Source organism: Streptococcus sp. SI1 (assembly GCF_030439945.1).
Lineage (GTDB): Bacteria > Bacillota > Bacilli > Lactobacillales > Streptococcaceae > Streptococcus > Streptococcus intermedius.
This window is the reverse complement of sequence record NZ_JAQFJE010000002.1, coordinates 213352-227853: the sequence shown is the minus strand read 5'-3', so window position 1 is coordinate 227853 and position 14502 is coordinate 213352. Positions and strand designations below refer to the sequence as shown.

16 protein-coding genes are annotated in these 14502 nt (G+C 35.7%); all 16 read left to right on the top strand.

Annotated features, from left to right (window positions below; all coding sequences use genetic code 11):
- Window positions 1–134: 134 nt before the first annotated feature.
- On the top strand, window positions 135–476 hold the full coding sequence (locus tag PCY10_RS03315) for a glutamate 5-kinase (RefSeq protein WP_125395756.1): 342 nt from the start codon (window positions 135–137) through the stop codon (window positions 474–476).
- Window positions 477–520: 44 nt separating this feature from the next.
- The gene (locus PCY10_RS03310; protein ID WP_021002796.1) at window positions 521–1489 is read left to right on the top strand and encodes an aminoglycoside phosphotransferase family protein; all 969 of its coding nucleotides are present in this window, start codon (window positions 521–523) and stop codon (window positions 1487–1489) included.
- An 84-nt stretch (window positions 1490–1573) separates the two neighbouring features.
- Window positions 1574–1915, top strand: coding sequence for a zinc ribbon domain-containing protein YjdM (locus tag PCY10_RS03305; protein ID WP_003035020.1), 342 nt, complete (start codon window positions 1574–1576; stop codon window positions 1913–1915).
- 7 nt (window positions 1916–1922) lie between these two features.
- The gene (locus tag PCY10_RS03300; RefSeq protein WP_009568529.1) at window positions 1923–2558 is read left to right on the top strand and encodes a Pr6Pr family membrane protein; all 636 of its coding nucleotides are present in this window, start codon (window positions 1923–1925) and stop codon (window positions 2556–2558) included.
- Between the two features lie 197 nt (window positions 2559–2755).
- Complete coding sequence (locus tag PCY10_RS03295) at window positions 2756–3598, top strand: hypothetical protein (RefSeq protein WP_021002795.1); 843 nt, start codon at window positions 2756–2758, stop codon at window positions 3596–3598.
- 38 nt (window positions 3599–3636) lie between these two features.
- The gene (locus tag PCY10_RS03290; RefSeq protein ID WP_096362783.1) at window positions 3637–3900 is read left to right on the top strand and encodes a chorismate mutase; all 264 of its coding nucleotides are present in this window, start codon (window positions 3637–3639) and stop codon (window positions 3898–3900) included.
- A 15-nt stretch (window positions 3901–3915) separates the two neighbouring features.
- Window positions 3916–5133, top strand: a complete 1218-nt coding sequence (locus PCY10_RS03285; RefSeq protein ID WP_020998713.1) for a chloride channel protein — start codon at window positions 3916–3918, stop codon at window positions 5131–5133.
- Between the two features lie 92 nt (window positions 5134–5225).
- On the top strand, window positions 5226–6065 hold the full coding sequence (locus PCY10_RS03280; RefSeq protein WP_125364070.1) for a thymidylate synthase: 840 nt from the start codon (window positions 5226–5228) through the stop codon (window positions 6063–6065).
- A gap of 285 nt (window positions 6066–6350) precedes the next feature.
- Entirely contained in the window at window positions 6351–6863 is a 513-nt protein-coding gene (locus PCY10_RS03275; protein ID WP_020998712.1) for a dihydrofolate reductase, read from the top strand.
- Entirely contained in the window at window positions 6863–7036 is a 174-nt protein-coding gene (locus tag PCY10_RS03270; RefSeq protein WP_003024903.1) for a hypothetical protein, read from the top strand. The genes PCY10_RS03275 and PCY10_RS03270 overlap by 1 nt, the downstream gene beginning before the upstream one ends.
- Window positions 7037–7089: 53 nt before the next feature.
- Window positions 7090–8322 carry an ATP-dependent Clp protease ATP-binding subunit ClpX gene (gene clpX, locus PCY10_RS03265; protein WP_003072918.1) on the top strand — a complete coding sequence of 411 codons (1233 nt, stop codon included), beginning with the start codon at window positions 7090–7092 and terminating at the stop codon, window positions 8320–8322.
- A gap of 12 nt (window positions 8323–8334) precedes the next feature.
- Entirely contained in the window at window positions 8335–8922 is a 588-nt protein-coding gene (gene yihA / locus PCY10_RS03260; protein ID WP_003068868.1) for a ribosome biogenesis GTP-binding protein YihA/YsxC, read from the top strand.
- Between the two features lie 122 nt (window positions 8923–9044).
- A complete protein-coding gene (locus PCY10_RS03255; protein ID WP_003077899.1) occupies window positions 9045–9752 on the top strand; it encodes a glucosaminidase domain-containing protein in 708 nt (235 codons plus the stop codon).
- Between the two features lie 174 nt (window positions 9753–9926).
- Window positions 9927–10724, top strand: a complete 798-nt coding sequence (locus tag PCY10_RS03250) for a formate/nitrite transporter family protein (RefSeq protein WP_301558821.1) — start codon at window positions 9927–9929, stop codon at window positions 10722–10724.
- 216 nt (window positions 10725–10940) lie between these two features.
- Window positions 10941–12677 (top strand): ABC transporter ATP-binding protein, encoded by a 1737-nt coding sequence (locus PCY10_RS03245; protein ID WP_125383993.1) that lies wholly within the window; start codon window positions 10941–10943, stop codon window positions 12675–12677.
- Window positions 12667–14415, top strand: a complete 1749-nt coding sequence (locus tag PCY10_RS03240; protein WP_021002790.1) for an ABC transporter ATP-binding protein — start codon at window positions 12667–12669, stop codon at window positions 14413–14415. Before PCY10_RS03245 ends, PCY10_RS03240 begins: the two co-directional genes overlap by 11 nt.
- The last annotated feature ends 87 nt before the right edge of the window (window positions 14416–14502 follow it).

Sequence of the window (14502 nt, the reverse complement as noted above, 5' to 3'; positions counted from 1 at the left end):
TGTATTTCATTTCTTTTTATTTTGCTTAAAATTTTGGTGTAATAACGCAGTATATTAGGCTTGATAGAGAATAAAAATGATTCTATGGATAAGTGACACTATAAAAATGCATACCCAAGTAATTAATCTTTATCTTGTTTAATCGGAGAGATGTTCCCCTCATCAATAAAAATGATATAGTTTTTGTTGTTGAGTTAAAAGTTAGTAATAATGATGATACATTGAGCACGCAGATTGCATTCATGGTGCAGGCAGAGTTGTTGATTCTATTGATTGATGTTGATAGTTTTTATACGGCAAATCCTATTCATTATCCAGCTGCAAAGGGCTTGAATTTAATAGAAAAGGTTATATCAGATTCGCTTGAGATGGTAGAGGCGGCTAGCCTTGAAGCGGATGTTTTCAGAGGCAAAATTATCAAAGTCGTTGCTGTGTTTTATAAGCGTACTCAAGAACTCGAGGAAACTGAACCATAGAACTTTGTGGTATACTTTAGTGTGAAAGTTTGGAGGAGTGTGAAATGTTTTTTCAACCATTTCAAAATGAAATATTAATTAAAAACTTACTTCGAGATTTATATGGTGAAGATATATCATTGCGTCCATTATCAGGCGGGACTGAAAATTTAAATTATGTAATGAATGAACGAGTTGTCGTGCGTATTCTTTATCTTCCCCAGACTTCCCCACTTTTTTATGAGGCAAAATCTTATTTGAAAAGAGAAATTCAATTTGTAAATGCGTTGTATGAGGAAGAACTAAATGATTTTGCTTACCTTCCTTTTCAGGACGGAGAGTGGATCTTCTCATTAAATGTTAATAAAGGTATTCTATATGTGATGCAATCTGTCTATTTAAAAGGAAAAACCATTTCCTTTGAGAAGAATATAATTCCTCAGATAGCCCAAAAGATCGTCCATTTTCATGATTTCTCAAAGGAAAGTTGTATAGAATATCAGAGAATTCCAGTTTATGATGATTTGGTTTCTAGTTTGCATATCAGGTTATTCTCTTACGAAAAGGAATTAGAAAAGGATATTTCAAATTATAAAAATTATTGGGAATTATTTCAAATAAACACAAGTATTTTGGAGAAAGCAAAACAAGCACATCCTGCCCTTTTTATTCATAACGATTTGCACGCTGACAATATTCTTTTTCACAAGGATAAATTAACTATTCTAGACTTTGGTGATGCACGTTATTCCCTTCCAGAGGAAGATATTGGAACATTTTTATGGGGATTATCTTTGAAAACTGATGTTTCGTCATTTCCTGAATTGGCTAACTTATTTTTTTCAAATTATACTAGGGATATTAATCCAGAGCTTTGTTATCGTTTTGCTTTGCAACGTTTTTTAGAGGTTCATTTATTTTACTTGGTAGAAAATCAAAAGAATAGTGCCTTAATGAAGTATCAAAAGGTAAAATTTACAAAAGAAAAAGTAATGATAGATTATTTAAACCATCATATTTCTTTTAAAAATTAGTCAATTTCTCTCATTTGTCAAATTTTTTATTTTATAGTAAAATGGGAAGGCATCATAAATTCTAAGTATTAGCAAGGAGAGAAGATGAATCAATTACCAAATTGTCCAAAATGCCAGTCAGAATATGTTTACGAAGATGGGTTACTATTCGTTTGCCCTGAGTGTGCTTATGAGTGGAATCCGGCTGAAGTCAATGAAGAAGATGATGATGGTATCAAAGCGATTGATGCAAATGGCAATCAACTTGTGGATGGCGATACTGTTACTCTAATTAAGGATTTAAAAGTGAAGGGTGCTCCAAAAGATTTAAAACAAGGGACGCGTGTTAAAAATATTCGGATTGTAGAAGGCGACCATAATATTGATTGCAAGATTGATGGTTTTGGTGCGATGAAACTTAAGTCAGAATTTGTTAAGAAAATCTGAGGTCAAAATGAAGCGAAATGTAATTTTTTATAGCCGTATGGTGCTCTTTCTCTTAGGGTTTGTGGGAGTTTATCTTGAAATTACAAAGCATGGTGGTTTTGGCATGCTCATGTATTATACCGTTTTGTCTAACATTATCGTAACAGCTTTCACAGCATATTTATTATACTTAATGGCGCGTTCTGAAAATCATTGGCAAACAAAATCACTCTTTCGGATAAAGGGTGGTGTGACCATGTGTATCATGATTACTTGTGTCATTTATCATTTTATGCTTGCTCCTTTAGCAACTGATTTTTATCGCTTGGAAAATTTTCTATGCCATTACATTGTCCCATTGTGGTTTTTAGCAGATACCTTGCTTTTTGATAAACGTTTACAATATCGATGGTATGACCCTATTGCTTGGACGAGTGTTCCCTTACTTTACATGGTTTTTGCTCTGTTTAATGGCTTGGTTATCAAGTGGCCTATTCCAGGTGCTAAGGACAGTCCTTTTGCTTACTTTTTTTTAAATATTCCAAAATATGGTTGGCCTTATGTTTTACAGTGGTCACTTAAAATCTTTATCGGCTATCTATTGGCGAGCTTTTTGCTTTTTGGATTCATGTCTGTTTTCTCACGTAGAAAATCATTATCCTAATACACAAAAAGCAGATTGTGTCTGAAGAAACACTTTTTAGTTATTTTCTTCAGGCTTTTTTGTTGAAAAATAAAATTGTTTGAAGCTAGTCAAAACTTCTATCATTATCTATAATTATAGAACCATTTATGACTGATAGGTGTATAATTAATAGAATAAGCATAAATGTGAAAAATGATGAAAAAGGTATTATATGTATGAAAGTAAAAATTTGTAAAAATGATTTTAGCCTTCAATGGCAGGGGATTTACCATTTAGCCTTAGTAGATTATCCTGAAATTAACAAATGGGAATTGGAAAAAATTGCCAAGTTCGTGGCATATGAAAAAATGTATGGTAGAACGACCAAAATCGAGTGTGAAAATATTGCTTTGCAACACCAAGTGTACTCTTATATAGAGAATAGCAAGGAAAAGTTTCCATTTATTCCGAGGGATAAACGAGAAGCAGGCACTTTTAATGTAGACGGTAAATGTGTAACTTCCAACCATCTCAGCCATACTTGTACTGTAGAAACTGCTAAAAAGATATTAAAAACTGGGAAATTACTGTCTGCTACAAAAGTTTTTGGATTGACTGGTGAACAATTAGTACAAGATAAACGAAATGCAGCAGGTGATCCAGCGGATTATTTTGACTATGTCATGTTTGGGTGGTCTAATACGACATCTGGTTATAGGTTAGCAATGGAACGATTGCTAGAAAGAAATCCCACAAAAGTCGATCTGGAAGAAGCTTTCATACCTGGTGTTAGCTTTCATTTTCGGTATGAAACTATTGTGAATCAAAAGGGCTATGTATTTGATGGTTATCATGCAGCAAAAGTGAAAGATGAGGTATTGTTAGATCTCAGTCTTTGTGTCTGCATTATTCCAAGTCAAAATAAAAAGGAATTTGAAGGTATTATTCCAAATTATTTAAAAAACAGGATTCATTATTTAGATTATCAAAACGATGGACTGGTAAAATGGAATGATAAGGTATATGAAAAAGTGCTAGAGCTCGATGGTAGAGATAGGACGACCACTAGCATATTGTAAAAGATTTTGATAAGATAGAAAGTAATTAGGAGGCAGCTATGGATTTAGCAGAAATTAGAAAAGAAATTGATCAAATAGATATAGACTTGATTACCTTGTTAGAGAAAAGAATGGCGTTAGTGAGCCAAGTAGCTCTCTACAAACGTCAGACTGGGAAAGCAGTATTGGATACTCAGCGTGAGCAAATTATTTTAGAGAAAGTTGCAAATAGTGTGCAGGAAAAACAGTATGAAGACACCCTTGTGCAGACTTTTTCAGATCTTTTAAAACATTCACGTGCTTATCAAGATCGGCATATCTAATATAGGAATGATAAAATGAAAAAAATTCATAGGTTAAAGTGGGTCAATATCGGAAATCAAGTGATAGCTATTACGGTATTGTCCATTCTTATGGGGCTAGTAATTGGAACTATTGATACGATATTTGGGCGAACGCTTATATTTTTAAGTGAAGTCCGCACTTTGCATTCCCTTTATTTGATTCCTTTTTTAGCTTTTGCAGGATTAGTGATTGTATTTCTCTATCAGAAATATGGTGGGAAAAGTAGCAAAGGAATGACCTTGATTTTTGAAGTTGGGCATGGTGTAGAAAATCACATTCCCAAGCGCTTAATCCCTCTTGTTATAGTGACGACTTGGTTGACGCATCTTTTTGGTGGATCGGCCGGTCGAGAAGGAGTAGCAGTACAATTGGGTGCCACAGTCTCTCACTGGTTTTGCAAGAACTTTTCTATTCCTAATACTTCAAAAGTATTTTTAGTTACAGGAATGGCTGCTGGTTTTGCTGGACTATTTCAAACGCCACTGGCTGCAGTTTTGTTTGCGATGGAAGTCTTGGTTGTAGGAAACTTGCAGTTGACTGCTTTGTATCCTGCCATGATAGCCTCTCTCGTTTCTGCTTGGACATCACATGCGTTAGGTCTTGAAAAATTTATGCAACCAATTTCTGCTCATTTGGGACTATCTCCAATACTTGTTATTAAATTAGTGCTCCTTGGAGTTTTATTTGGACTTTGTGGCAATGTATTTGCTTATGCCCTCTTGTGGAGTAAAAAGAAAGCGGCAACTATTTTTCCAAATCCCTACAAACGAATTGTGGTGATGGGAATTGTCTTAAGTATCGTCTTTTTATTGTTGGATAAAGGTCGATACTCAGGACTTGGAACAAATTTAATTACGGCTAGTTTTGCTGGACAATCTATTTATTTATATGATTGGTTCTTTAAATTACTTCTAACAGTTTTGACTTTATCAGCAGGTTTTCAAGGTGGAGAAGTGACACCGCTTTTTGCCATTGGGGCAAGTCTAGGCGTTCTACTGGCAGGTTTATTTGGTCTTCCAGTTAGCTTGGTTGCGGCGCTAGGATATGCTGCAGTTTTCGGAAGTGCTACCTCCACTTTCTTGGGACCGATTCTGATTGGTTGTGAGGTGTTTGGTTTTAGCAATTTTCCATATTTTTTCATAGTCTGTGTCGTGGCATTTAGTCTTCACCGACAACATTCGATTTATGGAGCCCAAAAAATTCGATATTGAAAAATAATCTTCTATGAGGTTTTAGGTTTTAACTTGTAGGAGATTTTTATTTTGTGTTATACTAGAAAAAGCAAGATTAGAAAAGGAAAGTCATGACAAAAGCAGATTCCATTTTTAAAGAAAATATTCGAAAAATTTTACATGAAGGTGTTTTTTCTGAAAATGCACGCCCGCGCTATAAAAACGGGAAAGTTGCTAATTCTAAGTATATCACTGGTTCTTTTGCTGAGTACGATCTGAGCAAGGGAGAATTCCCTATCACAACGCTTCGTCCGATTGCTATCAAATCAGCGATTAAAGAAGTCCTCTGGATTTATCAAGATCAATCCAATAGCTTAGAAGTTTTAGAAAACAAATACAATGTTCATTATTGGAATGATTGGGAAGTAGGAACTACTCGCACTATTGGTGAGCGATACGGTGCTGTTGTTAAAAAACATGATATTATCAATAAAATCTTAAAACAGCTGGAGACGAATCCTTGGAATCGTCGAAATATTATCTCACTTTGGGACTATGAAGCTTTTGAAGAAACAGAAGGATTATTTCCTTGTGCTTTTCAGACCATGTTTGATGTCCGACGTGTAGATGGTGAAATCTACCTAGATGCAACTCTGACACAGCGTTCAAATGATATGTTGGTAGCTCACCATATCAATGCCATGCAGTATGTCGCATTGCAAATGATGATTGCTAAGCATTTTGGGTGGAAAGTTGGCAAATTCTTTTATTTTGTCAATAATTTACATATTTATGATAATCAATTCGAGCAAGCAGAAGAATTACTCCGGCGTGAACCAACGGACTGTGCACCTCGCTTGATATTGAATGTTCCAGATGGAACCAACTTTTTTGATATTAAAGCAGACGATTTTGAATTGATCAATTATGACCCTGTTAAGCCACAGTTGAAATTTGATTTAGCAATTTGATAATGAAACAAAATTTCTCTGAATGTAAAAAAGTTTATTATTTTGATACAAATTGGTTTTGCTTCCTATGCAATTCCAGTTGCCTACCAGAATGTAAATAAAAAGAATTCACAGAAAGCTGAGTTTCGCCAGGCTTATTATGTTTTTTCAAAAACTAATAAACGAAGAGGCTTATTTAACTATTTTCCAAAGGCAAATATAAATTGTCTGGTAATTTGATAGTTAAAATCAGCCTTTTTTACTGAAATTTGATAAAATAGAACTATCAATTCAAAGGATGAGGGAATGACGAAGAAAATTGTAGCTATTTGGGCACAAGATGAGGATGGCTTGATTGGGCGAGACAATAGATTGCCTTGGCATTTACCAGCCGACCTTAAGCATTTTAAAGAAACAACAACTGGACAGGTTATTTTAATGGGGCGGGTGACATTTGACGGGATGAACCGTAGAGTGTTGCCTAATCGTACTACGATTATTTTGACAAGAGATAAGTCGTATCAAGTAGAAAATGAACATGTATTGATCTTTCACGATGTCACTTCTGTTCTAAAATGGTATGAGATGCAGGAAAAAGAGCTTTATATTATTGGTGGTGGTCAAATTTTTTCTGCATTTGGGCCTTTCGTTGATGAGGTAGTTATGACACGTATTCATGCTAGTTTACAAGGAGATACCTATTTCCCGAAAGAGTTTGATATGACAAAATTTCAGGAGTGTTCTCGTCAATTTTATGCCAAAGACGAAAAGAATGAGTATGATTTTACTGTAACAACCTTCCAGAGAAAGGAGTCGTAATGGAACGTAGTATTTTCGGATTTTTTACGGCTCTTTTGTGTGTCGTTTGTGTCATGGCGGCTACACAGGCTTTTCGTAAAAAGCGGTATGGATTATCAGTTCTCTTTTGGCTGAATGCTTTTACAAATTTGGTGAATAGTATTCATGCTTTTTATATGACCTTATTTAAATAATAAACAACTAAACGAACGAAAAAGAAATTGTAATGAATAGATTGGAGTGAAAGATGCCTACAAATCGTACGAGCGAAATGATGGTTTATTGTTCTTTTTGTGGTAAAAGTCAAGAAGAAGTTCAAAAAATTATTGCAGGAAATAATGCATTTATTTGTAACGAATGTGTGGAATTAGCACAAGAAATTATTAGAGAAGAATTAGCAGAAGAAGTCTTGGCAGACTTGTCGGAAGTACCAAAACCACAAGAATTGCTTAACATTTTAAATCACTATGTAATAGGGCAAGATCGTGCAAAGCGAGCGCTGGCTGTTGCTGTATACAATCACTATAAACGTATCAATTTTCACGATAATCGTGAAGAAGAGGATGATGTCGAATTACAAAAATCCAATATCCTTATGATTGGTCCAACCGGTTCTGGTAAGACTTTTCTTGCTCAAACTTTAGCGAAAAGTCTAAATGTTCCCTTTGCGATTGCAGATGCAACGGCTTTGACAGAAGCTGGATATGTCGGAGAAGATGTTGAAAACATTCTCTTAAAACTCTTGCAAGCTGCAGATTTTAATATTGAGCGTGCAGAACGTGGCATTATCTATGTAGATGAGATTGACAAAATTGCAAAGAAAAGCGAAAATGTCTCTATTACTCGTGATGTGTCTGGTGAAGGCGTTCAGCAAGCTTTGCTTAAAATCATTGAAGGGACTGTAGCTAGTGTACCTCCTCAAGGCGGTCGCAAACATCCACAGCAAGAAATGATTCAAGTGGATACCAAGAATATTCTTTTTATCGTTGGCGGTGCTTTTGACGGAATTGAAGAAATTGTCAAACAACGTCTAGGTGAAAAGATTATTGGTTTTGGTCAAAATAACAAAGCTATTGATGAAAATAGTTCTTATATGCAAGAAATTATTTCCGAAGATATTCAAAAATTTGGACTTATCCCTGAATTGATTGGTCGTTTACCAGTGTTTGCTGCGCTTGAGCCTTTGACAGTTGAGGATTTGGTACGAATTCTTCGTGAGCCAAAGAACGCCCTAGTAAAACAATATCAAACTCTCCTTTCTTATGATGATGTTACATTAGAGTTTGATGATGATGCCCTCCAAGAAATTGCCAATAAGGCCATTGAACGTAAGACAGGTGCTCGTGGATTGCGTTCAATTATCGAAGAAACTATGATGGATATCATGTTTGAAGTTCCAAGTCAAGAAAATGTGAAATTAGTGCGGATTACCAAGGAAGCAGTTGATGGAACAGATAAACCGATTTTAGAAACAGCTTAAGCGAGGTGTTGTATGGAAATTAATACGCACAATGCGGAAATTTTGTTGAGTGCAGCCAACAAATCTCATTATCCTCAGGATGAGATTCCTGAAATTGCTCTTGCTGGGCGATCCAATGTTGGAAAATCTTCTTTTATCAATACATTGTTAAATCGAAAAAACTTAGCGCGAACTTCTGGTAAGCCAGGGAAAACGCAGCTGCTGAATTTCTTCAATATTGACAATCAACTTCGATTTGTGGATGTCCCAGGCTATGGCTATGCCAAAGTTTCTAAGACAGAGCGAGCTAAGTGGGGTAGAATGATTGAGGAGTATCTGACGACTAGGGAAAATCTCAGAGCAGTTGTAAGTTTAGTGGATTTTCGGCATGAGCCAAGTGCAGATGATGTGCAAATGTATGAATTTCTAAAATACTATGAGATACCCGTCATCGTTGTAGCTACAAAAGCAGACAAAATTCCACGCAGTAAATGGAACAAGCACGAATCGGTCATTAAAAAAAGGTTAGATTTTGATAAAAATGATGATTTTCTTATTTTTTCATCTGTAAACAAAGATGGTTTAGATGCGGCTTGGGATGCGATTTTGGAAAAAATTTAGGAATTGAAGAAAAATCGGGAAGACTTTCTCGGTTTTTTATAATGAATCTGTCACTAAATTGTAACTAAGTAATGAATATTTTATGCTATAATATAAAATATATTACACTGGAGAAATGAACTATGAGAAAGAAAAAATTGAAAAAAAGAGTTTTTATTGTTTTGACTTTAGCGGTTACCGCTTTATTAGTTAGTGTAGTTTTGTCCAAGCAAGCTCGCCCAGCTAGTGCCAACGATGAAGCTTACCAACGTCCATTGACTCAAACAGAAGTATTTATTTCACAAATTGGTGAAACTGCTCGTCAATTGGGGCAAGCGAATAATTTGTACGCTTCGGTTATGATTGCACAGGCAATTCTGGAAAGTAATTCTGGCCGGTCTGTCTTGTCAGCTGCTCCTCATCATAATTTATTTGGTATCAAAGGCCGATATGCTGGGCAGTCAGCAACAATGGCTACACTAGAAGATGATGGGAAAGGAAATACTTATAAGATCAATGCAGAGTTTAGATCTTATCCAAGTTATTTTGCATCTTTGCAAGACTATGTAGCAATTTTAAAGCATAGTCGCTACACGTACGCTTGGAAGAGCAACACAAAGAGCTATATGAATGCAACTGCTGCTTTAACGGGTGTCTATGCGACGGATACAAGCTATAACGTCAAGCTAAATAATTTGATTCAACAGTATAATTTGACCCGATACGATGTACCAAATGTGCAAACAACTAGCGCTACAGCATCTAACAAGGTCTACAATCCTTATCGTCAACAATATACAACACAAGAAGTGTTAAATTTGGATGTTGCGTGGGCGAATCGTCGTCGATAATATTTGTAATTAGATGAGAGATTGGGATTTTTATCCCAATCTTTTTTGTTCGGCAATGAAATTAGTGTATTCGCCTATTTTTTATGGCTCTATAAAGAAAACGCTTCCTATAACTAAAAGTTTGTGATATAATGAACATATCGTTTTTATGACAAAAAACAAGGGGAGATGAGAATGTCAGAATCGTTATTTATTGCAAAAATTGAATATTCATGTCACAAAAAAGAAGAGTTATTTAACAAAAGCAAAACGAAGTATGCAATTCGTTCGATGTTTGCAGGGGCATTTTTAACATTGAGTACAGCGGCGGGAGTGATCGCAGCAGATGTTATGAATGGGCTTGTTCCAGGGACTGGTCGCTTTGTTTTTCCATTTATATTTGCTTGGGGTTTGATTTATATTCTTTTTTTAAACGCTGAATTAACTACGTCCAATATGATGTATTTAACAGCGGGAACATTTTTGAAGAAGATAAATTGGAAAAAGGCTTTGCTCATTTTATTGTATTGTACTTTTTTTAATTTGGTGGGTGCTCTTTTTATTGCTTTCCTCTTTAATCAAACCAGTGCTTTTTCTCATCTTACGTCGAATGGTTTTCTTGCTGGAATTGCAGAGCATAAATTATCTCGTCCTAGTCAGTTTGTTATTTTTGAAGGAATTATCGCAAATATTTTTGTGAATATTGCGATTTTGTCCTATTTACTTTTGAAAAATTCGACTGCAAAAATTTGGATTGTTATTTCTGCTATTTACATGTTTGTTTTTCTGACCAATGAGCATTTAGCTGCTAATTTTGCATCATTTTCTTTAGTAGCTTTTAATAAAATTGCTACACAAATCGAGGTTTTCAATCTTTCAAATATCTTAAGGCATTTTAGTATCACATTTTTAGCCAATTGGATTGGTGGAGGACTGTTGATTGGTTTGTCCTATGCGTTTCTGAATAGAGATGAAGATACCTATACAGATTAGACTGCTTGCGTGTATATGTTCAGGATAAAAGTAAGAGAAGGGAAATTTCTCTTCTTTTTATTTGCTTTCAAAAAATGAGAGGATAACATTTGTCAACATGATAACATAAAAAGTAGTAGTTTTGGAATTATAAATTTAACTATATCCGCTAACAAACCGTAGAGAATACTAGATTATGATACAATAAAACTAGTTTTGTATAAGAAAAGAGATTGTATGAAAGATTTATTGAAATATTTTAAAGGTTATATCAAAGAATCCTTATTCGGACCGCTTTTTAAATTGTTAGAAGCAAGTTTTGAGCTATTAGTGCCGATGTTGATTGCAGGAATTGTCGACCAAGCAATTCCTAAAAAAGATAACACGCATCTTTATACGATGGTCTTTTTGTTGGTTACCTTGGCATTACTTGGTGTTATAGTAGCAGTCGTAGCTCAATATTATTCCTCAAGAGCAGCAGTAGGATTTACGCGTCAATTGACAAAAGATTTATATCAAAAAATCATGCGTCTGCCAAAAGCTCAGCGAGATAACTTGACAGCATCTAGTTTGGTTACTCGTTTGACAAGTGATACTTATCAAATTCAAACTGGTATTAATCAATTTCTTCGTCTGTTTTTACGTGCGCCGATTATTGTTTTTGGTTCCATGATTATGTCATTTTTGATCAGCCCAAGTATTACATTCTGGTTTTTACTTATGGTTGTAATCTTAACTAGTATTATTTATATCATGTCACGTTTCGTCAACCCACTTTATGCTAATATTCGTCGGATTACAGATAATATTGTCAGTATGACACGTCAACAATTACAAGGTGTGCGTGTTATCCGTGCTTTTGGACAAACAACTAAAGAAATTCATGAATTTCAAAATATCAATGAAAACTATAAGACTTGGCAGATAAAAACAGGAATATTGTCTAGCTTGATTAGTCCGTTGACCTTTTTAGTAGTGAATAGCACGCTACTCATAGTTATTTGGCATGGAAATCTAGCGATTGGACATGGTTTACTAACGCAAGGGAAATTAGTTGCTTTGGTCAATTACCTTTTGCAAATTTTGATAGAACTATTGAAATTAGCGATGCTTGTCACCTCTTTGAATCAAAGTTATATTAGCGCTGGACGAATTCAAGAAGTTTTCGAACAGGAGGGAGAAGATGTTCTGGCAGAGTTACCGATTGTTTACTCTGTGGGTGATCACTCTATTTCTGCTCAAAATGTTACGTTTACCTATCCACAAGCCGCTCGTCCAGCATTAGAAAATATTTCGTTTGATTTATCATCTGGTCAGACTTTGGGAGTGATTGGAGGAACAGGAGCAGGGAAATCAACTTTAGTGCAGCTGTTGGCACATTTGTATGAGGCAGATGCAGGCCAGTTGGCTATTTTTAAAAATAATCGAAGTCCTCGAAATCTTAAAGAATGGCGTTCTTGGATAAGTTTAGTACCACAAAAGGCAGAATTATTTCGAGGAACCATTCGCTCAAATTTATCTTTGGGATTAAATGATAATGTGAGTGATAACCATCTCTGGTGGGCTCTTGACATTGCGCAAGCTAGTGATTTTGTACGAGAAAAAGAAGGTCAACTAGATGCTGTAGTAGAAGCATTTGGTCGAAATTTTTCTGGTGGTCAACGTCAACGGCTGACGATTGCGCGAGCTCTAATACAAAAGGCCCCTCTTCTTGTATTAGATGATTCCACTTCAGCACTTGATTATTTGACAGAGTCTAAGCTATTGCAGGCTATCAAAGAGCAATTAAAGGATACGAGTTTGGTTTTAATTTCTCAACGAACTAATAGTCTGCGTACAGCTGACCAGATACTTGTCTTGGATAAGGGACATCAGATGGCTCTGGGTGCACATGAGGAGCTGATCCAAACGAGCGATATTTATCGAGAAATTCATCTCTCACAACATAGCAGGGAGGAAAAGCATGAAAACTAGATATTCTACAAGTAGGTTGAAGCGTCTAGCGAATGATTTATTACAACAACGTTGGCTTTTTCTGTTAGCCACGGTTGGAACGATTGTTCAAGTTGTTTTGACAATTTATTTGCCGATTTTGATTGGCGAGGCTATTGATAGTGTTTTATTTCCTGATGCTGGTCGATATTTGCTTCCAATTCTTTCAAAAATGGGGATTGTAATTGTTGCCAATGCAGTAGTTCAATGGCTCAATCCTTTAATCTATAATCAGTTGATTTATAGTTATAGTCAGCAACTTCGTAATGCTGTCATTCAAAAAATTCATCATCTTTCCTTGGCTTATCTTGATCGTCAAGGAAGTGGTGATTTAGTGAGTCGCTTAACAACGGATGTGGAGCAGTTAAATAATGGGTTGCTCATGGTTTTTAATCAATTTTTTGTAGGTGTACTGACTATTCTTGTAACAATTGTGACAATGGCAAAGATTGACTTTTTCATGATGGCATTGGTCTTGCTATTAACTCCCTTATCTATGCTGATTGCGGATTTTATCGCTCGTAAAAGCTACAAGTTGTTTCAAAAACAGACAACAGCTCGGGGGCTTCAGACACAATTTATCGAAGAAAGTCTCTCTCAGGAAAGTTTGATTCAAAGTTTTAATGCTCAAGAGCAGTTCATTGCGAGCTTTACAAAGGGGAATGAAAGCTATGCGAACTATTCTCAGGAAGCGATTTTCTATTCCTCGACTGTCAACCCAGCAACGCGTTTTGTAAATGCTCTTATCTATGCGATGATTGTAGGATTTGGTGCAGCTCGTATCATCAATGGTTCCAGTTTTACAGTTGGACAATTAGTAACTTTCTTAAATTATGTGAACCAATATACTAAACCATTTAACGATATTTCGTCTGTCATGGCCGAATTACAAAGCGCCCTTGCTTGTGCAGAACGCTTGTACACGATTTTAGATGAAAAGGAACTTGTAGAAATTGGAAAAGAAGAACTTACGAGTGAGACTGTCTTTGGAGCTATTCATTTTGAACATATATGTTTTGGTTATGAAAAAAACAAGCCCTTGATTCATGATTTAAATATGACCATTCCTGCGGGAAGCAAAGTTGCTATTGTTGGGCCAACTGGCGCAGGAAAGTCTACCTTGATCAATCTTCTGATGCGCTTTTATAATGTGGATGCGGGCAAGATAAAGCTAGACGATCGAGATATTACAAATTATACTCGAATGTCCTTCCGCCAGCAGTTTGGCATGGTGTTACAAGAAACGTGGCTGAAAAAGACTACAATTCATAATAATATTGCTTTTGGGCGACCAGAAGCGAGTCGAGAAGAAGTGATAGCAGCTGCTAAAGCAGCGAATGCACATTTTTTTATTCAGCAATTACCGAATGGTTATGACACTTATCTAGCGGACGCAGGTGACTCTTTATCACAAGGACAACGGCAGTTATTGACGATTGCGCGTGTTTTTCTAGCTGTACCTAAAATATTAATTTTAGACGAAGCAACTTCATCCATTGATACACGAACCGAAGTGCTTATTCAAAAAGCTTTTAATAAGCTAATGGTAGGAAGAACCAGTTTTATCATTGCTCATCGTCTGTCTACTATTCAAAATGCAGATATCATCTTGGTTTTGGTTGATGGTGATATTGTCGAACATGGCAGTCATCAGGAATTGATGCAAGCGAAAGGTATGTATTATCAAATGCAGACAGCGCAGGGAAGTTTGGCTATTTAAAATTAACAAATGGAAAAACTTAGGGAATGATATACTATTTGAGACAAATTCAAAGGATTGTTATCATATTTTCCCACATCTTGTTTT

Bases quoted from the DNA above. Each gene is read 5' to 3' on its own strand.
- PCY10_RS03285 (WP_020998713.1), top strand. From the start codon at position 3,916: ATGAAAAAAATTCATAGGTTAAAGTGGGTCAATATCGGAAATCAAGTG.
- PCY10_RS03245 (WP_125383993.1), top strand. From the start codon at position 10,941: ATGAAAGATTTATTGAAATATTTTAAAGGTTATATCAAAGAATCCTTA.
- PCY10_RS03275 (WP_020998712.1), top strand. From the start codon at position 6,351: ATGACGAAGAAAATTGTAGCTATTTGGGCACAAGATGAGGATGGCTTG.
- PCY10_RS03300 (WP_009568529.1), top strand. From the start codon at position 1,923: ATGAAGCGAAATGTAATTTTTTATAGCCGTATGGTGCTCTTTCTCTTA.
- PCY10_RS03250 (WP_301558821.1), top strand. From the start codon at position 9,927: ATGTCAGAATCGTTATTTATTGCAAAAATTGAATATTCATGTCACAAA.
- PCY10_RS03280 (WP_125364070.1), top strand. From the start codon at position 5,226: ATGACAAAAGCAGATTCCATTTTTAAAGAAAATATTCGAAAAATTTTA.
- PCY10_RS03270 (WP_003024903.1), top strand. From the start codon at position 6,863: ATGGAACGTAGTATTTTCGGATTTTTTACGGCTCTTTTGTGTGTCGTT.
- PCY10_RS03305 (WP_003035020.1), top strand. From the start codon at position 1,574: ATGAATCAATTACCAAATTGTCCAAAATGCCAGTCAGAATATGTTTAC.
- PCY10_RS03295 (WP_021002795.1), top strand. From the start codon at position 2,756: ATGAAAGTAAAAATTTGTAAAAATGATTTTAGCCTTCAATGGCAGGGG.
- PCY10_RS03240 (WP_021002790.1), top strand. From the start codon at position 12,667: ATGAAAACTAGATATTCTACAAGTAGGTTGAAGCGTCTAGCGAATGAT.
- PCY10_RS03255 (WP_003077899.1), top strand. From the start codon at position 9,045: ATGAGAAAGAAAAAATTGAAAAAAAGAGTTTTTATTGTTTTGACTTTA.
- PCY10_RS03310 (WP_021002796.1), top strand. From the start codon at position 521: ATGTTTTTTCAACCATTTCAAAATGAAATATTAATTAAAAACTTACTT.
- yihA (WP_003068868.1), top strand. From the start codon at position 8,335: ATGGAAATTAATACGCACAATGCGGAAATTTTGTTGAGTGCAGCCAAC.
- PCY10_RS03290 (WP_096362783.1), top strand. From the start codon at position 3,637: ATGGATTTAGCAGAAATTAGAAAAGAAATTGATCAAATAGATATAGAC.
- clpX (WP_003072918.1), top strand. From the start codon at position 7,090: ATGCCTACAAATCGTACGAGCGAAATGATGGTTTATTGTTCTTTTTGT.